This is a genomic window from Burkholderia sp. AU39826, from assembly GCF_020419965.1.
Taxonomy (GTDB): domain Bacteria; phylum Pseudomonadota; class Gammaproteobacteria; order Burkholderiales; family Burkholderiaceae; genus Burkholderia; species Burkholderia semiarida.
Genome location: NZ_JAIZQG010000006.1, coordinates 32,785 through 55,254 on the forward strand (window position 1 = coordinate 32,785; position 22,470 = coordinate 55,254).

19 protein-coding genes are annotated in these 22,470 nt (G+C 69.0%); 6 read left to right on the forward strand and 13 right to left on the reverse strand.

Annotated elements, in window-relative coordinates; all coding sequences use genetic code 11:
• Positions 1 to 247: 247 nt before the first annotated feature.
• The 3 genes from LGM42_RS14075 to LGM42_RS14085 form a co-directional block, all read right to left on the reverse strand.
• Entirely contained in the window at positions 248 to 682 is a 435-nt protein-coding gene (locus tag LGM42_RS14075) for a peptidase (protein ID WP_226232491.1), read from the reverse strand.
• Between the two features lie 210 nt (positions 683 to 892).
• Positions 893 to 1,120, reverse strand: coding sequence for a sulfurtransferase TusA family protein (locus tag LGM42_RS14080; RefSeq protein WP_006402122.1), 228 nt, complete (start codon positions 1,118 to 1,120; stop codon positions 893 to 895).
• 117 nt (positions 1,121 to 1,237) lie between these two features.
• Positions 1,238 to 2,173 (reverse strand): LysR family transcriptional regulator, encoded by a 936-nt coding sequence (locus LGM42_RS14085; RefSeq protein WP_226232492.1) that lies wholly within the window; start codon positions 2,171 to 2,173, stop codon positions 1,238 to 1,240.
• A 109-nt stretch (positions 2,174 to 2,282) separates the two neighbouring features.
• Between LGM42_RS14085 and LGM42_RS14090 the strand changes: the two genes are divergently transcribed.
• Positions 2,283 to 3,803: a CoA-acylating methylmalonate-semialdehyde dehydrogenase gene (locus LGM42_RS14090; RefSeq protein WP_060316271.1), complete on the forward strand. Its 1,521-nt coding sequence runs from the start codon at positions 2,283 to 2,285 to the stop codon at positions 3,801 to 3,803.
• A gap of 57 nt (positions 3,804 to 3,860) precedes the next feature.
• Here the strand turns inward: LGM42_RS14090 and LGM42_RS14095 are convergent, their stop codons facing one another.
• The 6 genes from LGM42_RS14095 to LGM42_RS14120 all read right to left on the reverse strand — a co-directional run bounded on the left by LGM42_RS14095 (position 3,861) and on the right by LGM42_RS14120 (position 11,022).
• The gene (locus tag LGM42_RS14095; protein WP_060316274.1) at positions 3,861 to 4,745 is read right to left on the reverse strand and encodes a MurR/RpiR family transcriptional regulator; all 885 of its coding nucleotides are present in this window, start codon (positions 4,743 to 4,745) and stop codon (positions 3,861 to 3,863) included.
• A 283-nt stretch (positions 4,746 to 5,028) separates the two neighbouring features.
• Complete coding sequence (locus LGM42_RS14100) at positions 5,029 to 6,201, reverse strand: Gfo/Idh/MocA family protein (RefSeq protein ID WP_226232493.1); 1,173 nt, start codon at positions 6,199 to 6,201, stop codon at positions 5,029 to 5,031.
• A 107-nt stretch (positions 6,202 to 6,308) separates the two neighbouring features.
• On the reverse strand, positions 6,309 to 7,322 hold the full coding sequence (locus LGM42_RS14105) for a Gfo/Idh/MocA family protein (protein ID WP_059575882.1): 1,014 nt from the start codon (positions 7,320 to 7,322) through the stop codon (positions 6,309 to 6,311).
• Between the two features lie 86 nt (positions 7,323 to 7,408).
• Positions 7,409 to 8,434: an ABC transporter permease gene (locus tag LGM42_RS14110; RefSeq protein ID WP_060316280.1), complete on the reverse strand. Its 1,026-nt coding sequence runs from the start codon at positions 8,432 to 8,434 to the stop codon at positions 7,409 to 7,411.
• 27 nt (positions 8,435 to 8,461) lie between these two features.
• Entirely contained in the window at positions 8,462 to 10,027 is a 1,566-nt protein-coding gene (locus LGM42_RS14115) for a sugar ABC transporter ATP-binding protein (RefSeq protein ID WP_226232494.1), read from the reverse strand.
• Positions 10,028 to 10,095: 68 nt separating this feature from the next.
• Positions 10,096 to 11,022 carry a sugar ABC transporter substrate-binding protein gene (locus tag LGM42_RS14120; protein ID WP_059575888.1) on the reverse strand — a complete coding sequence of 309 codons (927 nt, stop codon included), beginning with the start codon at positions 11,020 to 11,022 and terminating at the stop codon, positions 10,096 to 10,098.
• Between the two features lie 315 nt (positions 11,023 to 11,337).
• On the opposite strand from LGM42_RS14120, the gene LGM42_RS14125 reads away from it, so the two are divergent.
• From LGM42_RS14125 to LGM42_RS14145, 5 genes are all read left to right on the forward strand, one after another.
• Positions 11,338 to 13,290 carry a bifunctional 5-dehydro-2-deoxygluconokinase/5-dehydro-2-deoxyphosphogluconate aldolase gene (locus tag LGM42_RS14125; protein ID WP_226232495.1) on the forward strand — a complete coding sequence of 651 codons (1,953 nt, stop codon included), beginning with the start codon at positions 11,338 to 11,340 and terminating at the stop codon, positions 13,288 to 13,290.
• 46 nt (positions 13,291 to 13,336) lie between these two features.
• A complete protein-coding gene (iolD, locus tag LGM42_RS14130) occupies positions 13,337 to 15,220 on the forward strand; it encodes a 3D-(3,5/4)-trihydroxycyclohexane-1,2-dione acylhydrolase (decyclizing) (RefSeq protein ID WP_060316294.1) in 1,884 nt (627 codons plus the stop codon).
• A gap of 62 nt (positions 15,221 to 15,282) precedes the next feature.
• Positions 15,283 to 16,212: a myo-inosose-2 dehydratase gene (gene iolE, locus LGM42_RS14135; protein WP_059640651.1), complete on the forward strand. Its 930-nt coding sequence runs from the start codon at positions 15,283 to 15,285 to the stop codon at positions 16,210 to 16,212.
• 56 nt (positions 16,213 to 16,268) lie between these two features.
• Complete coding sequence (iolB, locus tag LGM42_RS14140; protein WP_060316301.1) at positions 16,269 to 17,087, forward strand: 5-deoxy-glucuronate isomerase; 819 nt, start codon at positions 16,269 to 16,271, stop codon at positions 17,085 to 17,087.
• 98 nt (positions 17,088 to 17,185) lie between these two features.
• Positions 17,186 to 17,680: a heme-degrading domain-containing protein gene (locus LGM42_RS14145; RefSeq protein WP_226232496.1), complete on the forward strand. Its 495-nt coding sequence runs from the start codon at positions 17,186 to 17,188 to the stop codon at positions 17,678 to 17,680.
• A gap of 28 nt (positions 17,681 to 17,708) precedes the next feature.
• Here the strand turns inward: LGM42_RS14145 and LGM42_RS14150 are convergent, their stop codons facing one another.
• The 4 genes from LGM42_RS14150 to LGM42_RS14165 form a co-directional block, all read right to left on the reverse strand.
• A complete protein-coding gene (locus LGM42_RS14150) occupies positions 17,709 to 19,160 on the reverse strand; it encodes an MFS transporter (protein ID WP_226232497.1) in 1,452 nt (483 codons plus the stop codon).
• 76 nt (positions 19,161 to 19,236) lie between these two features.
• Entirely contained in the window at positions 19,237 to 20,256 is a 1,020-nt protein-coding gene (locus tag LGM42_RS14155) for a cyclase family protein (RefSeq protein ID WP_226232498.1), read from the reverse strand.
• 52 nt (positions 20,257 to 20,308) lie between these two features.
• Positions 20,309 to 21,589, reverse strand: coding sequence for a CaiB/BaiF CoA transferase family protein (locus tag LGM42_RS14160; protein WP_226232499.1), 1,281 nt, complete (start codon positions 21,587 to 21,589; stop codon positions 20,309 to 20,311).
• Positions 21,590 to 21,643: 54 nt separating this feature from the next.
• Entirely contained in the window at positions 21,644 to 22,408 is a 765-nt protein-coding gene (locus LGM42_RS14165) for an IclR family transcriptional regulator (RefSeq protein WP_226232500.1), read from the reverse strand.
• Positions 22,409 to 22,470 lie beyond the last annotated feature (62 nt).

Consider the following 22,470-nt stretch of genomic DNA (forward strand, 5'->3'; position numbering starts at 1 on the left):
GGTTCGTCCATTCGGCTCCCGCGCCTGCCCCGGCCGCGCAGCATGCGCGCGGCGTTCCGGATACCGGCCGGCGAGCCGTCGTTCGCCGCTCGCGCCTCCTGCGCACCCCGGCGACCCCGGCCAAATATCTCAAAAACGGGGCACGGACGAACCGGCGATTTCATCATAGTAGTATGAAATTCGCCAAGAAATTGCGCGGACTATCGCCCTTTCTTCGAATAATCCCTTCTGTTGCGCAACCGGACGCCTATTCGGCGCCCGCGATGCCGGCCACCGGCTCGGCACAGTCGTCTGTCGGCACGCGCAGCGACGGCGGCTCCGCCAGCGGCGGTTGCGCAAGCATCCGCTGCAGCTGGTCGCGCACACGCTCCCACGCGCCGGCCGCGTAGTCGGGCTGGCCCGCCGCCCATGCCTGCGCCAGATCGAACACGCGTTCGATCGTCGCGCCGCAGTAGGTCGGGCCCGAGCCGTCGTCCCGCGCGGCATCGCGCAGCCGTTCGTCTAGCCACTCGGCCAGCCACGGCATCTCGGCCGCGGCCGAATCCGCATACGCCTCCAGCGCGGCACGCGCGTGGCGGTCCTGTTGCGGATCGAGCTCGATCCGGCTCAATTCCGACGTGCGCACGGGCGCAATGCTTTCCGCTCCGGACGGGCTTCCAAAGGTCCCTGGTCTGAAGGACATGTCCTCTCCCCGTTGTACGACGGTAGCGTCAGGCATGGCCCCCGAGCCCGCCGTGCGACGTACCGTGGCCGGCGCCTCCGCTGGGAGCGGACGACCGGCCGGCTCAGTATACGCAGCCGGTCGCGCGACGAGGTTTAAGAATTGTCAGAAAGGAGCGGCAAGACACGGCCGGCCGGAAGCCTGCCGCGGCGGGATGGGTAATGCGCGCCTTCAGCGGCGGCGCATCAGGAACACGAAGGTCTTGTCCTGCGTCGTCGATTCGACGATCTCGTTGCCCGTCTGCTTCGCGAACGCGGCGAAATCGCGCTGCGAGCCCGGATCGGTCGCGAGCACCTTGAGGATCTGCCCACTTTCCATATCGGCAAGCGCTTTCTTGGCACGCAGGATCGGCAACGGGCAATTGAGCCCGCGCGCGTCCACTTCCTTGTGAATCTGCATCGGCTGTCGACCTTCGAATGACGCGCCACACCTGGCGCGGGAGGAAGCCGCGATTTTACCGCAGCGCCGCCGCGCCTGCCCGGGGCGCCCACGGCACGGCGCCCGCCGGCATCCGGCTCATGCGCCGGAGAAACCGCCCGCGAGCCGTTCGCGCAGGTGCCGCACGAGCGCGCGCACCGCGCTCGGCACGACGGGGCTGTACGGGCGGATCGCGAAAATATGGTCGCCGAACGCGCCCGACGGCCGCCAGCCGTCGAGCAGCGCGACGAGGCGGCCGGCGTCGAGATCGCGCCGCGCACTGAAATCGGGCAGCAGCGCGATGCCGAGCCCGCCGAGCGCGGCCTCGCGCATCGCCTCGCTGTTGTTCGCCGCGAAACTGCCGCGCACCGGCACGCTCACGCGCTCGCGCCGGCGGCCGTGCGGCTCGAAGCTCCACGCGGCCGGCTCGTTCTCGCGCAGGTAGCACAGGCAGCTGTGATCGACGAGCTCGCTCGGGTGGCGCGGCGCGCCGCGCGCGTCGAGATAGTCGCGGCTCGCGACCAGCAGCGAACGCGTGTCGCACAGCTTCCATGCGACGTGGGTCTGCGGCGCGGTGGTCGTATGGCGGATCGCGAGGTCGAAGCCCTCCTGCGTCAGCGAATGCAGGCGATCCGACAGGTCGAGCTCGATCTGCACGCCCGGATGCCGGCGCAGGAAATCGGGCAGGTGCGGCACGACCTGCTGGCGCCCGAGCGCGACCGGCACCGTCACGCGCAGCAGCCCGCGCGGCTCGCCGGCGAGATCCTTCACGCGCGCGAAATGCTGGCCGATCGATTCGAACGCGTCGCGCGTGCTGTCCACGAGCGTCTGCCCCGCATCGGTGAGCCGCACGCTGCGCGTGGTGCGGCGCACGAGCGGCACGCCGGCCGCCTTTTCGAGATCGGCGATGCGCTGGCTCATCGCGGCCTTGCTGATGCCGAGCCGCTGCGCGGCAGCCGTGAAACTGCCCGCCGCGGCCAGCACCGTCAGCGAATGGATATGTGGCCAGAGCGCCTGGACATTTTGCTGATTCATCCGCCGATTATTCAGAATTCTGAACAGTGAATCAAGTTTGGCGGCCTTCTCCCGCCCTACCGGTTTCCCTAGACTGGGCGCTGTTCCCCCTCGTCCCCAGGAGACACGCATGACCACGGTTCCCGCGTATACGTCCGACGCCGACGTCGGCCACTACATCGACGGCGCGCCCGTCGCCGGCCGCAGCGGCCGCTTCCAGGACGTCCTCAATCCGGCGCTCGGTCGCGCGGTGCGTCGCGTGGCGCTGGCCGACGACAGCGAAGTGCGGCAGGCCGTCGCCGCCGCCCACGCCGCGTTCCCGGCGTGGGCCGACACGCCGCCGATCCGCCGCGCACGCGTGCTGCACCGCTTCCTGCAACTGATGAACGAGCACCGCGACACGCTCGCGGCGATCATCACCGCCGAGCACGGCAAGGTGTTCTCGGACGCGCAAGGCGAAGTCGCGCGCGGCATCGACATCGTCGAATTCGCATGCGGCGTGCCGCAACTGCTGAAGGGCGACTTCACCGACCAGGTCAGCACCGGCATCGATAACTGGACGATGCGCCAGCCGCTGGGCGTCGTCGCGGGCATCACGCCGTTCAACTTCCCGTGCATGGTGCCGTGCTGGATGTTCCCGGTCGCGATCGCGACGGGCAACACGTTCGTGCTGAAGCCGAGCGAGCGCGACCCGTCGGCCGCGCTGTTCATCGCCGACCTGCTCACGCAGGCAGGCCTCCCGGCCGGCGTGTTCAACGTCGTGCAGGGCGGCAAGGACGCGGTCGATGCGCTGCTCGACCACCCGGACGTGCAGGCCGTCAGCTTCGTCGGCTCGACGCCGATCGCGGCGTACGTGCAGCAGCGCGCAGTGCAGTCGGGCAAGCGCGTGCAGGCGCTCGGCGGCGCGAAGAACCACCTCGTCGTGATGCCCGATGCGAACATCGAGCAGGCCGTCGACGCGCTGATCGGCGCCGCGTACGGCTCGGCCGGCGAGCGCTGCATGGCGATCAGCATCGCGGTGCTGGTCGGCGACGTGGCCGACAAGATCGTGCCGGCGGTCGCCGAACGCGCACGCAAGCTGGTGATCGGGGACGGGATGTCGCCGGAAGTCGAGATGGGCCCGATCGTCACCGGCGAAGCGCTCAAGCGCATCGAAGGCTATATCGAGCAGGGCGTGAACGAAGGCGCGCAACTGGTGGTCGATGGGCGCGGGCTGCGCGTGCCGGGCCGCGAGGCCGGCTTCTTCACCGGCGGCACGCTGTTCGATCACGTGCGCCCCGACATGCGGATCTACCAGGAAGAGATCTTCGGGCCGGTGCTCGGCTGCGTGCGCGTGAAGGACTTCGGCGAGGCGGTCGACCTGATCAACGCGCACGAATTCGGCAACGGCGTTTCATGCTTCACGAGCGACGGCGGGATCGCGCGCGAATTCGCGCGGCGCATCCAGGTCGGCATGGTCGGCATCAACGTGCCGATCCCGGTGCCGATGGCGTGGCACGGCTTCGGCGGCTGGAAGAAGAGCCTGTTCGGCGACATGCACGCGTACGGCGAGGAAGGCGTGCGCTTCTACACGCGCCAGAAGTCGGTGATGCAGCGCTGGTCGTCGAGCATCGGCAAGGGCGCCGAATTCGCGATGCCGACCGCGAAGTAAGCCGGCCGGTGCGCCGCCCGTCGAGCCGTTCGGCGGGCGGTGCGCAGCCCGTCGGGATCAACCGGCTTTCGTGCCGTGCGCGCCGTCGGCGGTCGGCATATAGGACAGCTCGAGCCGGTACGCGAGCGCGACGAACAGGCTCTGCGCGAGGCCCATCGTCGCGGTCAGCGCGCGAAAGCCAAACGTCGCGCTGTCCTGCACCATCAGCGTCACCTCGGCCTCCCGCGCGAGCGGGCTCATCCGGCTGTCGGTGATCGCGATCAGCCGCGCGCCGCGCTGCGCGGCCTGCTGCGCAACCTGCACGGTCTCGTCCGCGTACGGCATGAACGAGATCGCGATCATCACGTCGCCCTCGCGCACCGACCGGATCTGCCCGAGATGCATGCTGCCGAGCGCGCTGAACAGCCCGATGCGCTTGTCGGTGTGCTGCAGCGCATAGTCCAGATACACGGCGATCGGAAACGCGCGCCGCGACCCGGCGATCCAGATCGCCTGCGTATCGGCGAGCAGGTCGACGGCCCGCGCGAGCGCCTGCGAATCGAGCGTCTGCCGCAACTGCTGCATCCCGGCAATGCTGCCCTTAATGAATTCGTCGGCGATCTGTTCGGGTTGCAGGCTCGACGAACCGGCTTCGATCACGTCGCGCAGCCGCAGGTTGTATGCGCGCCCCGGCGCGATCTGCTGCGCGAGCCCTTCGCGGAACAGCCGCTGCATCTCGGAGAAGCCGGAGAAGCCGAAGTGCTTCGCGAAGCGCACGACGGCCGACGGCTGGACGCCGCAGGCCTCCGCGAGCGACTGGATGCCTTCCAGCCCAAGCTGGTCCCGATGCGTTTCCACGTGGCGCGCGATCACCTTCAGGCGATTGCTGAGGCCGTCGTACTCCTGCGTCAGGTGCTGCAGGAACGCCTCGACGGTGGCGGGAGGTTTCTCGGATGAACTCATCGGATAGCGCGAAGTTGACGGCCCCGATGCGCGCGCGTGGCTGACGGACGCGGCCCGGGGCTCGACTGGATACATGCATGAAGGGCGAATTTAATCACGTTTGCGGCACGGCCCGTGCCGCCTGCTCGCTCCCACGCGCTCGATCATCACCAGGGTCTGTTGACGTACGCTCCACGGCAAGACTGGAACCGATTGTCCAACGCGCGCGCGGCGGCGTAAAGATCAGGGTGTGTACCGAGGCCGGCTGCCGCGGCGAAGCGCGGCGCAGCCGGCCTTGCCCGCTTCAACGATAGTCGATCCACACGCCGCCCGCATCGGCCGAACGCACGCAGTTCTCGACCCAGCGCACGCCCTCGACGCCCGCGTGCACGTCCGGAAAGCGAATGGTCTTCAATGCCGCCGCGTCGCCGCGATCGGCCGCGTCCATCGCGAGCGCGAAGCGCGCGTACAGGTTCGACCATGCGTCGAGCAGCCCTTCCGGATGCCCGGCGCCGATGCGATCTTCGCGCAATGCGTGCGGATGCAGGTACGGCATTCCGCGATCGAGCACCTGGGCAGGCTGCCCCTGGATTTCGTAGCGCAACTGGTTCGGGTGCTCGTCCCACCATTCGACGCTCGCCGTCGAGCCGATCACGCGCACCTTCTGCCCGTGCATCGAGCCGGCGTTCACCGCGCTCGACCACACGTAGCCGATCGCGCCGGTGTCGTATTCCATGATCGTGAACGCGTTGTCCTCGAGCGGCGCGCGGCTCTTCACGAAGCTCTGCCGCGAACACATCAGCCGCCGGATCTTCAGCTCGGGCGCCATCACTTCCGAGATGTACAGCGGGTGCGTGCCGATGTCGCCGAGCACGTAGCTCGGGCCCGCGAACTTCGGATCCACGCGCCAGCGCGCGGCCGCGCTCGCGGCCTCGACGCCCTCGCTGTGGAAGCCGTGTGCGAACTGCATCTGCACGATGCGGATCTCGCCGAGGTCGCCGCGCGCGATCATCTCGCGCGCCTGCTCGATCATCTGGTGTCCGGAATAACCGTACGCGACGCCGACGATCCGGTTCTTCTCGACCGACAGCCGCTGCAGCGCCTCGGCCTCCTCGGTCGTGAAGCACAGCGGCTTCTCGCAGACCACGTGCAGCCCGGCGTTCAGCGCGGCGCGGCAGATCTCGAAGTGCGTGTTGTTCGGCGTCGCGATCGACACCGCTCGGATGCCGTCGGGGCGACGCGCCTCGGCGTCGAACATCGTCGCGTAATCGGGATAGCAGCGCTCGGCCGCGACGCCGAGCTTCACGCCGAACTGACGGCCGCGTTCGGGATCGATATCGAATGCGCCGGCAACCAGCTGGAAGCTGCCGTCGCGCAGCGCGGCCGACCGGTGGCTGTAGCCGATCTGGCTGCCGAGTCCGCCGCCGACCATGCCCCAGCGAATCGAATGTCCAAGCAGAATCTGTCCGTCAATCATGATGGTGATGTTCCTGGTGCGTGTTCATGGGTCATGCGAAACCGGCTGACGCGAGAAACGCGCGGCTCGCGGCGACGTCGAGCAGGCTCGTGCCGGCGTTGCGCTGGTCAGCCGCGATAGAACGCGGGGCGCTCGGCCATCGCGATCGGCTCGACCGCGCCGGTTTTCTGCGCCCGCACGCACGCGTCGGCCGCGACCGCCGCCGCGTAGCCGTCCCACGCGGACGGCCCGGTCAGCACGCCCTGCCGTACGCCGTCGATGAACGCCTGCAGCTCGACGTCGTACGACGCGATGAAGCGCTCCTTCCAGTCGGTCATGATCTCGACCGACTGCCGCGCCGCATGCTTGAGCCCGACGGCCGGCGGATCGGGCAGCTTCGCGATGCCCTGCTCGCCGACCACCTCGCACTGGATGTCGTAGCCGTACTGGCAGTTCACGAAGATCTCGACGTCGATGCGCACGCCGCTCGCGGTTTCGAGCAGCACGATCTGCGGATCGGCGAGATGCGCGGATGCATGGCGCGTCTTCTTCGGATAGACGACCTGCGCGCTCGTGTAATCCTCGCCGAGCAGCCAGCGCAGCACGTCGAGTTCGTGGATCAGCGTGTCGGTGATCGCCATGTCGGTCGTGTAGCGCTCGCCGACCGACTGGTTGCGGTGCGCGCAATGCAGCATCAGCGGCGCGCCGATTTCGCCGCTGTCGATCACGCGCTTCAACGCGCGATAGCCTTCGTCGTACGGCCGCATGAAGCCGACCTGCACGAGCCGCTTGCCGTGCGCGAGCTCGGCTTCGACGATCCGCATGCAGCCGTCGGCCGTAACGGCCAGCGGCTTCTCGCAGAACACCGGCTTGCCGTGCGCGATCGCGTCGAGCACGAACGCTTCGTGCGTGGGCCCCCACGACGTGACGAGCACGGCCTGCACGTCGGCGGCCGCGACCACTTCGTGGCCGTCGCCGTAGATCTCGGCATCGAGCCCGTATTTCGTCACCGCGTCGCGCGCCTGCCGCGGATCGATGTCGTTGACGGCCACGACGCGCGCGCCGGACAGCGTGCGGGTCAGTCTGCGAATATGGTCCTGGCCGATCGCGCCGCAGCCGATCACGCCGATTTGCAAGGTCATGCAGTTGTCTCCGGTGGTTCGTTCATCAGCGGCGCGGCCCATGCCGCGCCGGTCGCTTCCCTCTCGAATGCGGGCGGCCCGCGCGCTCAGCGGCGCGACTTCTTGTTGCGATACTGGTCTGCGATCACGGCCGCGACGATGATCGCGCCCTTCACCATCTCCTGGTAGTACGCGTCGATGCGGATGAACGTGAAGCCCGACGTCATCACGCCGAGGATCAGCACGCCGATCACGGTGCCCGTCACGCGGCCGAGGCCGCCCGACAGCGACGTGCCGCCGATCACGACGGCCGCGATCGCATCGAGTTCGTACATCACGCCCATGCCCGACTGCCCGGAGATCGCGCGCGCGGCCGTCACGGTGCCCGCGATCCCGCTCAGGAGGCCCGCGATCGCGTAGACGAAGATCAGGTGACGCGTGACGTTGATGCCCGACACGACGGCTGCGTGGCGGTTCGCGCCGATCGCATAGGTGTACTTGCCGAAGCGCGTATAGCGCAGCACGACGTGGAAGATCGCGGCGATCACGACGAAGATGATCACCGGATTGGCGCCCGCACCGATCGCCGCGAACGGGTCGGTCAGCATCGACACCGGCATCCCGTTGGTGAACCACTTCGCGAAGCCGCGCGCGGCGACCATCGTGCCGAGCGTCGCGATGAACGGCGGGATGCCCGTCATCGCGATCAGCGTGCCGTTCAGCAGGCCGACCAGCAGCCCGACGCACACGCCGGCCAGCACCGGCCAGATGACCGGCAGGTCGGTGAGGTGCGGAAACACCGCGCGCGGGAAGTCGGACACCTGCGCGAGGCTCGCCGACACGACGGCGGCGGCCGCCACGACCGACCCCGACGACAGGTCGATCCCGCTGGTGATGATCACGAGGTTCACGCCGACCGCGATGATGCCGATCACGGCCATCTGCAGCACGATGATCTCGAGCCGCTCCGCATTGAACAGGAAGCTCTGGCCGACGACGATCCAGCCGACGATCTCGAAGAACAGGCTGATGCCGACCAGCACGAGGAAGATGCTCAGTTCGGGCGGCCACTTCGCATGCCGCGACTTGAGTGTCATGGTCTGCGCATCCGCGACCGGGTTCAGGTTGCCCATTTCAGTTGTCTCCAATCTTGTTTCGGCTCAGCGCGACGCGAGATCCATGATGCGGACCTGGTCGGCGTCCTTGCGATCGACGATGCCGGTCATGCGCCCTTCGTGCATCACCATCACGCGATCGCTCATGCCCAGCACTTCCGGCATCTCCGACGAGATCATCAGCACCGCGACGCCCTTGCCGGCGAGCGCGCTGACGAGACGGTGGATCTCGGCCTTCGCGCCGACGTCGATGCCGCGGGTCGGTTCGTCGAGGATCAGGATGCGCGGCTGCGTGAGCAGCCACCGGCCGATCAGCACCTTCTGCTGGTTGCCTCCCGACAGGTTCTGGATGGTCTCGTGCAGCCCGGGCGACTTCACGCGCAGCATCCGGCTCATTTCCTCGCAGTCGCGCTTCAATTGCGCGTGCTGCACGAAATTGAACTTCACGTAGCGACGGCTGAGCACCGCCGCTTCCATGTTCGCGAGCAGGTCGAGATTCAGGAAGCAGCCGGAGTCCTTGCGGTCCTCGGTGAGGAACGCCATTCCGTGCCGCATCGCCTGCGCGGGCGTCGAAATGCGCACCGGCTTGCCGTCGATGCGGATCTCGCCCGACGTGGCCGGCACGACGCCGAACAGCGCCTCCGCGACGTTCGAGCGCCCGGAGCCGACGAGGCCCGCCACACCGAGAATCTCGCCCGCGCGCAGCTCGAAGCTCACGTCGCGGAACACGCCGTCGACGCAGAGATCCTTCACCGACAGCACGACGTCGCCGATCGGCACCGCTTCCTTCGGGAACATCTGCGTGATCTCGCGCCCGACCATCATGCGGATGATGTCGTCGCGCGTGACGTCGCTCGATGCGTGCGTGCCGATGTACTTGCCGTCGCGGAACACCGAGAATTCGTCGGCGATCTCGAACAGCTCGTTCATCTTGTGCGTGATGTAGACGATGCCCTTGCCCTGCTCGCGCAACTGGCGAATGATCCGGAACAGGTGCGTGACTTCCCTGTCGGTCAGCGCGGAGGTCGGCTCGTCCATGATCAGCACGTCCGAGTCGAACGACACGGCCTTCGCGATCTCGACCATCTGGCGGTTCGCGACCGTCAGCGTGCGCACGTCGGTTTCCGGATCGATGTCGATCGACAGCCGCTCGAACAGCTCGGCCGTGCGGCGGCGCAGCTCGGCGTGATCGATCAGGCCGAAGCGGTTCTTCGGTTCGCGGCGGATCCAGATGTTCTCCGCGACCGTCATGTAAGGCATCAGGTTGAGCTCCTGATGGATCATCGCGATCCCGCGATCGAGCGCGTCGAGCGGCCCGTTCAGCACGACCGGCTCGCCGTTGATCAGGATTTCGCCCTGGTCGGGCGTGTAGACGCCCGCGATGATCTTCATCAGCGTGGACTTGCCGGCGCCGTTCTCGCCCATCAGCGCATGAACGGTGCCGCGGCGCACGCGGAACTGCACGCCGTCGAGCGCGACGACGCCGGGAAAGGACTTGCCGACGCCGCGCACCTCGAGCACGCAGTCGGCCATGGCCGCGCCGGGCGCGGCGGACGAAGCGGCCGGCGCGCTTTCGCTGGCCATCGAGCGCGCGATCCTGGCTGTAAACATGGACGTTCCTCGAAAGTCGCGCGCGAACCCGGCCGCGCCGGGCCCGCGCAGTTCAGCGGGAAAACCGGTCAGTGCTTCGCGTACTGGTTCATGTTCTCCGGCGTGACGAGCTCGAACGGCACGTTCACGTAGCGATCGACCGGCTGCTTCTTCGCGAGCTTGAGCGCCGCGGCCACCGCTTGCGCGCCCTGCCCGGTCGCGTTCTGGTAGACCGACACCTTCAGCTCGCCGGCCTTCATCGCCGCGAGGCCGTCCGGCGTCGCGTCGATACCGGCGACGACCGTCTTCGGCGTCAGCTTGCGCGCGGCCTTCAGCGCGTTGATCGCGCCGATCGCCATTTCGTCGTTGTTCGACACGATCGCGTCGAACTTCGTCCCGGAGCTCAGCCAGTTCATCGTGATGTCCTGGCCCTGCGTGCGGCTCCACTTGCCTTCGCGCTTGTCGACGATCTTCATGCCCGCGCAATCCTTCGTCGCGATCACGTCCTCGATGTCCTTGGTGCGGGCGCGCGCCGACTCGTTGGACAGCTCGCCCATCAGCACGAGAATGTCGCCCTTGCCGCCGAGCAGCTTGCACACCTGGCGCGCCTGCAGCGTGCCCGACTGCTTCTCGTCGGAGGCGACGACCGCGACGCCGGCCGGCAGCTTGTCGAAATCGACCGGCTTGCGGTTCACGTAGACGAGCGGGATCTTCGCGGCGGTCACCATCTTCGTGATCTTCGGCGTCGCGTCGGTATCGACCGCGTTCACGATGATCGCGTCGACCTTCTGCGCGATCATGTTCTGGACCTGGCTCAACTGCTTGCCGACGTCATTGCCGCCGTCCTCGATCTGCACGGTCACGCCGTCCTTCTTCGCCGAATCGGCAATGCTGTTGCGCAGGATGGTCAGGAACGTGTCGTCGAACGATGCCATCGTCACGCCGATCTTCTCGGCATGCGCGAGCGGCGCGGCCAGGATCGCGGCGGCCGCGACGGCCATCAGCTTGGTCTTCATGATCAATCTGTCTCCTCATCTCCGGGGGCGGAAGACGGCGCGTTGCGCGCCGCCGGGCCGAGTCCGATCTGGTCCGATCGGGACTGAAGCATCCGGATGAAACTGTAGATCACTTCCTCGAAAATTTGGAAATTTATTTCTACGTGATTTCACCTAGGGAACTGCATTTCCAAAAAGTCTAGACTCCGTTCCGTAGCCCGATTCCCGGCGGCAGGCAGCCTCGCGTCGTGCGGCACGTGCCGCGGACAGCTGCCGCTGGATCGGTCCCTAATCTGCCGGCAGCGCCGAACGCCGGCCGCGAGCGTGACACGTGATATGAGCCTGAACTTTCCGAGTGACCGCCCCATCGATCTCGCCTGCCTCGGCCGCGTGGCCGTGGATCTCTATGCCCAGCAGTACGGCAGCCGCCTCGAGGATGCGCGCAGCTTCCAGATGTATCTCGGCGGTTCGTCGGGCAACGTCGCGTTCGGCGTCGCGCGGCTGGGCCTGAAGACCGCGATGATTTCGCGCGTCGGCGACGAGCAGATGGGCCGCTTCCTCCGCGAGACGCTCGAGCGCGAAGGCTGCGACACGAGCCAGTTGCAGACCGACCGCGAGCGCCTGACCGCGCTGGTGCTGCTCGGGCTGAAGGATCGCGACACGTTCCCGCTGCTGTTCGTGCGAGAGAACTGCGCGGACATGGCCGTGCGCGCCGACGAGATCAGCGAGGACTTCATCGCCGGCTGCCGCGCGCTGGCGATCACCGGCACGCATCTGTCGACGCCGGGCACGCGCGAGGCGTCGCTGACCGCGTTGACGTATGCGCGCCGCCACGGCGCCGTGCGCATCCTCGACATCGACTACCGGCCGGTGCTGTGGGGGCTGACCGCGCGCGGCGCCGGCGAAAACCGCTACGTGCCCGACGCGCAGGTGACGCGGCAACTGCAGCAGGTGCTCGGCGAATTCGACCTGCTGGTCGGCACCGAGGAGGAATTCCTGATCGCGGGCGGCGTGCCGCACGACCTGATCGCGTCGTTGCAGGCGGTGCGCGCGATCACGACCGCGACGCTGGTGGTCAAGCGCGGCGCGCTCGGCTGCTGCGTGATCGAAGGCGACATCCCGGCGCGCATCGACGATGCGCCGACCTTTCTCGGCGAGCGGGTCGAGGTGCTCAACGTGCTCGGCGCGGGCGACGCGTTCCTGTCGGGCCTGCTGTCGGGGCTGCTGCGCGGGCGCGACTGGGCCGAATCGACGCGCATCGCGAACGCGTGCGGCGCGATCGTCGTGTCGCGCCACGCGTGCTCGGCCGCGATGCCGACGCCGGCCGAACTCGCGCACTGGTTCGACGGCGGCCGCAATCCGGCGGTCGATGCCGACCGCACGCTCGCGCACCTGCATCGCGTGACGGTGCCGCGCCGCGACTGGGACGACCTGTGCGTGATGGCGTTCGACCATCGCAGCCAGTTCTACGAGCTGGCAGTGCAGGCCGGCGCGGACGAAGCACGGATCAAGACGTTGAAGCGCCTGCTCGTGCGCGCGGTCGAACAGGTCGAGCGCGATCGCGGGATCGCCGGCCACGTCGGCGTGCTGATCGACGGCGGCGCATACGGCAGCGACGCGCTCGCGTCAGCCACCGGGCGCGGCTGGTGGGTCGGCCGCCCGGTCGAGCTGCCGGGCTCGCGGCCGCTGCGTTTCGACGACACGCGCTCGGTCGGCTCGTCGCTCACGCACTGGCCGACCGAACAGGTCGTGAAGTGCCTCGTTCACTATCACCCCGACGACTCCGTCGACCTGCGCGTCGAGCAGGAGCAGCGCGTGCTGGAACTGTGGGAAGCCACGCGCGCGAGCGGCAACGAGCTGCTGCTGGAAATGATTCCGCCGCGCGCGGTCACGCCGGCCGGCACCGAGGACGACGCGGTGCTGCGCACGGTCGCGCGCTTCTACAACCTCGGCGTGAAGCCCGAATGGTGGAAGCTCACGCCGCTCACCGCCGACGGCTGGGCGCGGCTCGCCGCGCTGATCGCCGAGCGCGACCCGTACTGCCGCGGCGCGGTGATCCTCGGCCTGAACCAGCCGCTGCAATACCTGGTCGACAGCTTCCGCTCGGCGACCAACCCGATCGTCAAGGGCTTCATGGTCGGGCGCACGCTGTGGGCCGATGCGTCGCTGAACTGGTTCGCGGGCCGGATCGACGATCAGGCGCTGATCGACGAAGTGGCCGGCAACTTCGCGCAACTGGTCGACGCGTGGCTCGGCCGCCGGGCCACCGCGCGGGCCGCCGCGGCCTGATGCCCGTGTTCGTGACGACCACCCGACTCCTCTCTATCGACCGACGATGACCACCACCGTAAGACTGACCGTCAGCCAGGCGCTCGTGCGCTACCTGGCCGCCCTGCGCGCCGAAGTCGTCCAGCCCGACGGGCGCACCGAGATCCTGCCGTACTGCGGCGGCGTGTTCGCGATCTTCGGCCACGGCAACGTGGCCGGGCTCGGCGAAGCGCTGCATGCGGAGAAGGACCGGCTGCCGACGTTTCGCGCGCACAACGAGCAAGGGATGGCCAACGCGGCCGTCGCGTTCGCGAAGGCGCATTTCCGCCAGCGGATGATGGCCGCGACGTCGAGCATCGGCCCCGGCGCGACCAACATGCTGACCTCCGCCGCGCTCGCGCACGTCGGCCGCTTGCCGCTGCTGTTGCTGCCCGGCGACGTGTTCGTGTCGCGGCTGCCCGACCCGGTGCTGCAGCAGGTCGAGGATTTCGAACAGGGCGACGTCAGCGCGAACGACTGCTTCCGGCCCGTCACGCGCTACTTCGATCGCATCACGTCGCCCGAGCAACTGCTCGTCGCGCTGCCGCGCGCGATCCAGGTGATGACCGATCCCGCGCAGTGCGGGCCCGTGTGTCTCGCGCTGCCGCAGGACGTGCAGACCTTCGCGTACGACTGGCCCGAGGATTTCTTCGCGCCGCCGGTGATCCGGATGCGCCGGCCGCCGGCCGACGCGCTCGAGCTCGCCGACGCGCTCGACGTGCTGAAAGCCGCGAAGAAGCCGCTGATCGTCGCCGGCGGCGGCGTGCTGTACAGCCAGGCGTGGGACGCGCTGCGCGCGTTCGCCGACACGCACGGCGTGCCCGTCGCCGAATCGCAGGCCGGCAAGGGCAGCCTCGCGTGGGATCACCCGCTGAACCTCGGCTCGATCGGCGTGACGGGCTCGCCCGCCGCGAACCGCGCGGCCGCGCAGGCCGACGTCGTGTTCGCGGTCGGCACGCGGCTGCAGGATTTCACGACCGGCTCGCACGCGCTCTACGGCGACGCGACGCTGCTGAGCCTGAACGTGCAGCCGTTCGACGCGGGCAAGAAGCGCGGCCGGCAACTGGTGGCCGATGCGCGCACGGGCCTTGGGCAGCTATCGGCCGCGCTGGCCGGCTGGCGCGCCGATGCGGCGTGGACCGCCGCGAACCGCGACCAGGCCGCCGCATGGAACGCGCGCGTGACCGAGCTGACCACACGGATTCCGAAGGACACGCTGCCGTACGACGCGGAAGTGATCGGCGCGGTGCGCGACTCCGCGGCCGACGCGGGGCGCGACAGCGCGCGCGACGATCTCGTCGTCTGCGCGGCCGGCACGCTGCCGGCCGAACTGCACAAACTGTGGCGCAGCGGCGTGCCGGGCAACTACCACATGGACTATGCGTATTCGTGCATGGGCTACGAAGTCGCGGGCGGCCTCGGCGCGAAGCTCGCGCGCCCCGAGCGCGAAGTGATCGTGATCGTCGGCGACGGCTCGTACATGATGCTCAACGCGGAACTCGCGACGTCGGTGATGCTCGGCCGCAAGCTGATCGTCGTGATCCTCGACAACCGCGGCTACGGCTGCATCGAGCGGCTGCAACGCCACTGCGGCGGCGCGAGCTTCAACAACATGCTCGACGACTGCGTGCCCGAAGGCGGCGAGCGCTCGACGATCGACTTCGCGATGCATGCGCGCGCGATGGGCGCCGAAGCCGTGCACGTGCGCGACGTCGGCGAATTGCGCGATGAAATGAAGCGCGCGCGTGCGGCGACGAAGAGCCAGGTGCTCGTGATCGACACCACGCACCATCGCACGACCGACGACGGCGGCGCGTGGTGGGAGGTCGCGGTGCCGCAGGTATCCGGACGCGCCGGCGTCGAAGCGGCGCACCGCGCGTATCTCGACGCGAAGACGCGCCAGCGACGTTGAGCGTGCCTGCCCCGCGCCTCTGCCGCACCGGTAAAACAACATTCGAACCAAGGAAGCACGTCATGAGCTGGAACGTCCGCATCGGTATCAATCCCCTGTCGTGGATGAACGACGACCTGCCGTCGCTCGGCGGCGAGACGCCGCTCGAAACGGCGCTGAAGGAAGGCGCCGAGATCGGCTATGCGGGCTTCGAGCTCGGCAACAAGTTTCCGAAGACGGGCCCCGAACTGAAGGCGAAGCTCGCCGAATTCGGGCTCGTGTGCGTGTCGGGCTGGTATTCGGGCTTCCTCGCGGAAGTCGCGCCGGGCATGACGGACGCCGATGCGGTGGCGGCGGAGATCGAGCGCTGCCGCGCGCACATGACGAAGCTGCAATTCAACGACGTGAAGGTCGTCGTGTACGGCGAATGCGCGGGCACGATCCAGGGCAGCATCGACACGCCGGTCGCGAAGCGGCCGCGTTTCGTCGACGACGAAGCGTGGCGGCGCTATGCGGCGCGCCTCGACGCGTTCGGCGCGCACCTGCTCGACACGTACGGCATCAAGCTCGCCTACCATCACCACATGGGCGCGTACGTCGAATCGCCGGCCGACGTCGACCGGCTGATGGCGCTGACCGATCCGGCGAAGGTGTTCCTGCTGTTCGACACCGGCCATGCGTATTTCGGCGGCGCGGCCGACCCGGTGGCGCTGCTGAAGAAGCACGTATCGCGCGTGGCGCACGTGCATTGCAAGGACGTGCGGCCGCAAGTCGTGAACCAGGCGCGCAACGACGGCTGGAGCTTCCTGAACGGCGTGATCAACGGCACCTTCACGGTGCCGGGCGACGGCGCGCTCGACTACGACGCGACGCTGCGCACGCTGAAGGACGCCGGCTACGAAGGCTGGCTCGTCGTCGAGGCCGAGCAGGATCCGGCCGTCGCGCCGAGCTATCAGTATGCGAAGAAGGGCTACGACGCGCTGCGCGCGATCGTCGACCGGTTGAGCGCTTGAGCACGCGCGCAAGCGCCTGGGCAGTCGCGCCCCACCCTATTGCGGAGACCCATCTCATGACGATTTCTCCCCTGCTGGTCAAGGCATCCGCCGACCGCGAAATCTGCAACGTCACGCCCGAATCGGCCGGCTGGAAACACGTCGGCTTTCGCGCGCTGCGCCTGAAGGCCGGCGACACCGAGACGCTCGACACCGGCACGCGCGAACTGTGCGTCGTCGTGCTGACGGGCACGGTGCGCGCCGAAGTCGACGGCGAAACCCACGACGCGCTCGGCAGGCGCGACAGCGTGTTCGAGGACGTGTCGCCGGACGCGCTGTACGTGCCGGGCGGCAAGACGGTGACGCTGGTCGCGACGCGCGATGCGGAGGTCGCGCTGTGCACCGCGCCCTACGCGAGCGGCGACAAGCGCGTGCTGCGCCTCGACGGCGAGCGGATGCGCCGCTCGGTGCGCGGGCAAGGCACCAACACGCGCTACGTATGCGACATCCTGATGGGCGACAACCCGGCCGCCGACCGGCTGCTCGTCGTCGAAGTCGTCACGCCGGCCAGCCATTCGAGCAGCTATCCGCCGCACAAGCACGACCGCGACGCCGCGCCCGACGAAACCTCGCTCGAGGAAACCTACTATCACCGGATCGATCCGCCGCAGGGTTTCGCGTTCCAGCGCGTGTACACGGACGACCGCAGCCTCGACGAAGCCTGCGCGGTCGAGAATCACGACGTCGTGATGGTGCCGCGCGGCTATCACCCGGTGGTGGCGCCTCACGGCTACAACCTGTACTACCTGAACGTGATGGCGGGCCCAAGCCGCGCGTGGGCGTTCAAGAACGATCCCGCGCACGAGTGGATGCTGGACGCGGCGCCGAAACGCTGAAACGCCGACGCACCGAACGGAAGACGGGCCCGCGCGCGGCCCGTGACGATGCAACGGCCGGCACGCGCGTGCAGCGCCGGCAATGCGACGGAGCCGCCATGGTGACGCCCCCCTTTCGCCTCGAACCCCACGTCTTCGACGACGATGCGTCGAACCCGGCGCTGCCGCACTTCAATGCAGCCGTCGCGCGCCGCATCGGAGAAATCGCGGTCAACCTCGCGACGCGACGCGGGCTGCCGATTGCGGTCGGCATCGTCGGCGGGCACGCGCCGCTGTTCTATTGCGCGCTCGACGGCAGCGACGCGCGCGACGGCGATGCGATTCGCCGCCGGCAGAACACGGTGCTGCGTTTCGGCCAGAGTTCGCTCGCGGTCGGCGCGTGCTTTCGGCGTGCCGGCTGGTCGCTGCGCTCGCAGGGCCTGTCGGACGACGATTACGCGCTCGACGGCGGCGGCGTGCCGTTGCGGCTCGCCGGCGCCGGCATCGTCGGCGCGATGACGATCGCGGGGCTCGGCTCCGAAGACAATCACGCGCTCGTCGTCGAATGCTTGCGGTGGCACGTCGGCGCGACCGCGCTGGCGATGAGCGCGTAGCGGCCGTTGCACCAGCGCACGCGCGCCGTCACGAACGGCGCGTCGGCAGCACGTCGAGCGTGCTGGCCGGCCGGTTCGCCACGGCCGCGTCGGCTTGCTCGTCCGGGATATCGTCGAGCGACCGGTTGTTGGTGCGCGGCCCGAACGCACCGATCGCCAGCATCACGATCAGCATGCTGCCGCCGATCAGCGCGAACACCGCGGACACCCCCGCGCGCTCGAGCAGCAACGCGACGATGAAACTGCTGGCCGCGCCGGTCAGGCGGCCGATCGAATGCACGAAGCCGAGCGCGCGCCCGCGAATCGCGGTCGGAAACAGTTCCGACTGGTACGCGGTACCGTTGCTCGCGAGCACCGTGCTCGCCAGCGTGACCAGCAGGCCGAACGCGATCACGAACGGCGCCTGCGCCGACATCGCGAACGCGCTGCCGAACAGGGCGACGCCGAACGCCGACGCGACGATCAACCACTTGCGCTCGATCCGGTCGGCGAGCAGGCCGGCGACGAGCGGCGACACCGGATACGCGAACGCGATCACGAATGCATAGCCGAGGCTCTTCGCGACGGTCGCGCCCTGCGCGGCGAGCAGCGTCGGCAGCCATTGGCTGAAACCGAAGAAGCCGATGCTCAGGAACCCGTTGAACGCGATCAGCATCGCGGTGCGGCTGCGGTGCCGCGCATCCCACATCGACGGCGCGCGTGGCGCCGGCTGCACGTCGGCGGCCGGTGGCCGGACCGCCGGCAGCGGCCGCCCCGATTCGCGCGCCACGATCCGTTCGAGTTGCGCCACGATGCGCTCGGCCTCGGCTTCCCGGCCCACGCCGACCAACCAGCGCGGCGACTCCGGCAGGCGCGCCTGCAGCCACCAGACGACCACCGCGCCACTTCCGCCGAGCAGCACGACCCAGCGCCATCCGGACCAGCCGAACGGATCGTGCGGCACCCAGAGCCACGACACGAACGCGAGCACCGGCATGGCCAGATACCCGACGGCGAAGCAGACGGCGAACGCACGGCCACGCACCGCCTTCGGCACCAGCTCGGTCAGGAACGCGCCGATCGTGATCAGCTCCGCGCCGACGCCGCAGCCCGCAACGAAGCGGCACGCGAGCACGCCGATCGCGCTCCACTGCACGCACATCGCCAGGCTCGCGACGGTATAGAGCAGCAGCGCGCCGGTAAACAGCGCGCGACGCCCGTAGCGGTCGGCCAGGCGCGACACGAACATCTCGCCGACGAACAGCCCGATGAACGTCGCCGCGCCGAGCGCACCCTGGTCCGACATGCCGAGCACGCCGCGTGCGCCGGTGTGAAAGATGCCGTCGCGAATCAGCCCGGGCGGCAGATAGGTCATCTGGAACAGGTCGTAGACCTCGAAGAAGCCGCCCACGCTCAGGAACAGCACGAGCTTCCAGATGCCGGCCGTCGCGGGCAAGCGGTCGATGCGCGCGGCGAGCGATGCCGCAACAGAGTCAGACATGGCGTGTCCTCGGTAGTCCGCCCGCGCGGCGCGCGGGACGTCGATCAACGCGCGGCGCGGGCCGCGCGGCAGGCAATCACACGGTGGCGACCGGATTGACCGGCGAGCCGACGAGCCCGCGCAGATGCAGCGGCGGCGCGGTCAGCAGGAAGCGGTTGCGACGGTGTTCGTGCAGCCAGTCCGCCAGCGGCGTCAGGTGCCACAGCTCGCCGAGATGGATGCCGAGCTTGAACAGGCACAGCTCGTGCAGCGGCATCAGCGCGCCGGGCCGCGCGCGCGGCGGCGCGTCGCGCGGGCGCTCCTCGACCGCGTGGTTGTCGGCCGCGAGCGCGGCGAGCCCCGACGCGTCGATCCAGTTCAGCAGACGTTCGTCGGCGCCGTCCAGCACGCAGCATGCTGGCGGCGCACCGGTCTCGCCGCGCGCGTCGGCGGCGAGCAGCAGCTCGGCGAAACCCGTGTGCACGCAGACGATATCGCCGCGCTCGACGCTCACGCCGTCCGCGCGCAGCACCGCCATCCAGTCGTCGAAGCCGATCTTGCGCCGCGCGTCACCGAAGTGGCGGCGCAGGTCGACCATCACGCCGCGCCCCTGCACGCCGGTGCGCGCCATCACCTCGATGCCGAGCGCGTGCGCGCCGCCTTGCGCGGCGCCCGGTTCCGGTACGCGGATATGCTCGTCCATCCGGTAGCCGTTGTAGAACACGCGGGTCTTTTCGCCGTCGCCGGCCGGATCGAACAGCGAGCCGACGTGCGACAGCGCATCCCATTGCGTCGAGAACTGCGAATGCAGGCAGAACGCGTCGTCGCAGACAACATCCGTTGCGTTCGCAACCTGTTCGTCGGCGCGATAGCCGAAGTACGGCTTGTTGCCCAGCAGCGCCGGCATGATCGCCGGCGGGCGCCGTCTCGCGTTCAGTCCGCCGCCGCGCGGCACGTCGAGCGGCAGGCTCAGCGAGAACACGCGGCCTTCGCGCACTTCCGCGACGCCGCGCAGCACGGCGTCCGGCGTCAGCCAGTTCAGGCGCCCCTTCTGGTCGTCCGGGCCGAAATCGCCCCAGTTCGAACCGGGCGGTCGGTGGGTCCAACGCGGATTCATGGTGTCTCCTCCACTATGCGGTGCATCCGGTCTCTGCCGGTGCGCGGCCCGCTTACTGCGAGCGGATCACGCCCAGCGCGGCGAGCCGCGCGTATTCGTGCTCGCCGAGCAGCGGCTGCAGGATCTCGCGGTTGTGTTCGCCGAGCGCGGGCGCGGGCCGGCGGAAGGCGCCGGGCGTACCCGACAGGCGCGGCGTGACGTTGTGCATCGGCAGGCTGCCGACGTCGTCGTCGGGCAGCTCGACCAGCGCCTCGCGCTCGATCACGTAGCGATCGGCGACGATCTGCGCGATGTCCTGGATCGGCCCGACCGTCACGCCCGCTTCCTCGAAGAACGCGAGATTGGCGTCGAGATCGCGCGCGGCGATGAATTCGCCGACGATCGCGTCGAGCGTTTGCGCGTGCCGCACGCGCAGCACGTTGGTCGCATAGCGCGGATCGTCGATCAGGTCCGCGCGGCCGATCGCACGGAACAGCCGCTCGGCCATCGCCTGCGTCGAACTCGACAGGCACAGCCACTTGCCGTCGCGCGTGCGATACGCGTTGCGCGGCGCGGTGTTCGTCGAGCGGCTGCCGGTGCGCGGCTTGATCTCGCCGGTCATCACGTAGTTCGCCGCGGCCGGCCCGAGGATCGACAGCAGCGGCTCGAACAGCGACACGTCGATCACCTGCCCGGCCGCCCGCTGCGCGCCGCGCGCATGCAGCGCGACCAGCACGGCGAGCGCGCCGGACATCCCGGCCGTCATGTCGGCGAGAAACATCGGCGGCAGCACCGGCTCGCGATCGGCGAACCCGTTGATCGCCGCGAAACCCGCATAGCCTTCGGCGAGCGTGCCGAAGCCCGGCTTGTGGCGATACGGCCCGGTCTGTCCCCAGCCGGAGATCCGCGCGATCACGAGTTCCGGGCGGATCGCGAGCAGGTCGTCGGGGCCGAGCCCCATCCGCTCCGCGACGCCCGGCTTGAAGCTTTCGACGAACACGTCCGCGTCGCGCACCAGCCGGCGCACGATGTCGACGCCCTCCGGCGTGCGCAGATCGACGCACACGCTGCGCTTGTTGCGCCCGTACACCTTCCAGTTCGTGCTGATGCCGCCGGCGCCGACCGCGCGCAACGTATCGCCGCGCTCGCTTTCGACCTTCACGACGTCCGCGCCGAAGTCGGCCAACTGCACGCTCAGCATGTTGCCGGCCATCAGGCGCGACAGATCAACCACGCGCACGCCGGACAGTGGCCCGGTGGCGCTGGCATCGAACGATTTCGGATGGATCGGGCCGGTGGACGCGCGACGATGCGCGCCGGCCGCGCGAGCGGCCTGCGGGTCGGGTACGGACATGATGTCTCCTGGTAGTTGTCGGTCAGTCGGGGATGCGCGCGCCGCGCGCCTGCGCTACTCGAGCAGCGCGCCAAGCTGGTCGGTCGCGGGAAACGCCGCGCCCGTCGCGGGCAGATCGCCGCCGAGCGCGTGCGTCAGCGCGGCGGCGGCCGCCTGCACATAGGGCAGGTAATCGGCCAGCACTTTCTTGTTGAAGCGATAGCGCGGCACGCCGAGCGAGATCGCGCCGCTCAGCACGCGGCCGACGCCGAACGCCGGGCACGCGATCGCCGCGCTCTCCGGATCGCGCTCGGCGATCGACACCGCATAGCCCTGCCCGGCCGTCTTCTCGTACTCGCCGCCGCGCGCGCCGGAAAACGCGAGCAGCACGCGCCCCGCCGCGCCGACGTCGAGCGCAAAGCGGTCGCCTTCGCGCAGATGCGTGCTCACCGCGCGCTGCGCCTGGATGCGGAACAGGCAGACGCGCTGATCGCCTTCGCGCACGTAAAACGCGGCGGTCTCGCCGGTCTGCGCCGACAGCGTCGACAGGATCGGCATCACGTGCTCGCGCAGCTGGAACGACTCGCGGTACATCACGCCGAGCTGGAACACGGCCGGCCCCAGCACGTAGCGCCCATCGGGCAGGCGCTTGATGAATCGGAACTGTTCGAGGGACTCGAACATCCGCAGCAGCGTGCTCATGTTGAGCCCCGTCGCGTCGCTGACCTGCGCGAGCATCAGCCCGCCCGGCGCGCCGGAGAAGGCCAGCAGCGCGGTCAGCGCGCGATTGACCGCGGCCACGCCGCCTTCTGCCTGATTGCTCGTCTCCACCTTGCTCATGTCCGCCTCACGCTGTGCCGGGCGGCGCGAACGGCGCGCCCGGAGTTCGTCTAAAAATGAAA

Excerpts from the sequence above, each read along its gene's own strand:
- LGM42_RS14075 (WP_226232491.1), bottom strand. The coding sequence starts at position 682 with ATGTCCTTCAGACCAGGGACCTTTGGAAGCCCGTCCGGAGCGGAAAGC.
- LGM42_RS14080 (WP_006402122.1), bottom strand. The coding sequence starts at position 1,120 with ATGCAGATTCACAAGGAAGTGGACGCGCGCGGGCTCAATTGCCCGTTG.
- LGM42_RS14085 (WP_226232492.1), bottom strand. The coding sequence starts at position 2,173 with ATGAATCAGCAAAATGTCCAGGCGCTCTGGCCACATATCCATTCGCTG.
- LGM42_RS14090 (WP_060316271.1), top strand. The coding sequence starts at position 2,283 with ATGACCACGGTTCCCGCGTATACGTCCGACGCCGACGTCGGCCACTAC.
- LGM42_RS14095 (WP_060316274.1), bottom strand. The coding sequence starts at position 4,745 with ATGAGTTCATCCGAGAAACCTCCCGCCACCGTCGAGGCGTTCCTGCAG.
- LGM42_RS14100 (WP_226232493.1), bottom strand. The coding sequence starts at position 6,201 with ATGATTGACGGACAGATTCTGCTTGGACATTCGATTCGCTGGGGCATG.
- LGM42_RS14105 (WP_059575882.1), bottom strand. The coding sequence starts at position 7,322 with ATGACCTTGCAAATCGGCGTGATCGGCTGCGGCGCGATCGGCCAGGAC.
- LGM42_RS14110 (WP_060316280.1), bottom strand. The coding sequence starts at position 8,434 with ATGGGCAACCTGAACCCGGTCGCGGATGCGCAGACCATGACACTCAAG.
- LGM42_RS14115 (WP_226232494.1), bottom strand. The coding sequence starts at position 10,027 with ATGTTTACAGCCAGGATCGCGCGCTCGATGGCCAGCGAAAGCGCGCCG.
- LGM42_RS14120 (WP_059575888.1), bottom strand. The coding sequence starts at position 11,022 with ATGAAGACCAAGCTGATGGCCGTCGCGGCCGCCGCGATCCTGGCCGCG.
- LGM42_RS14125 (WP_226232495.1), top strand. The coding sequence starts at position 11,338 with ATGAGCCTGAACTTTCCGAGTGACCGCCCCATCGATCTCGCCTGCCTC.
- iolD (WP_060316294.1), top strand. The coding sequence starts at position 13,337 with ATGACCACCACCGTAAGACTGACCGTCAGCCAGGCGCTCGTGCGCTAC.
- iolE (WP_059640651.1), top strand. The coding sequence starts at position 15,283 with ATGAGCTGGAACGTCCGCATCGGTATCAATCCCCTGTCGTGGATGAAC.
- iolB (WP_060316301.1), top strand. The coding sequence starts at position 16,269 with ATGACGATTTCTCCCCTGCTGGTCAAGGCATCCGCCGACCGCGAAATC.
- LGM42_RS14145 (WP_226232496.1), top strand. The coding sequence starts at position 17,186 with ATGGTGACGCCCCCCTTTCGCCTCGAACCCCACGTCTTCGACGACGAT.
- LGM42_RS14150 (WP_226232497.1), bottom strand. The coding sequence starts at position 19,160 with ATGTCTGACTCTGTTGCGGCATCGCTCGCCGCGCGCATCGACCGCTTG.
- LGM42_RS14155 (WP_226232498.1), bottom strand. The coding sequence starts at position 20,256 with ATGAATCCGCGTTGGACCCACCGACCGCCCGGTTCGAACTGGGGCGAT.
- LGM42_RS14160 (WP_226232499.1), bottom strand. The coding sequence starts at position 21,589 with ATGTCCGTACCCGACCCGCAGGCCGCTCGCGCGGCCGGCGCGCATCGT.
- LGM42_RS14165 (WP_226232500.1), bottom strand. The coding sequence starts at position 22,408 with ATGAGCAAGGTGGAGACGAGCAATCAGGCAGAAGGCGGCGTGGCCGCG.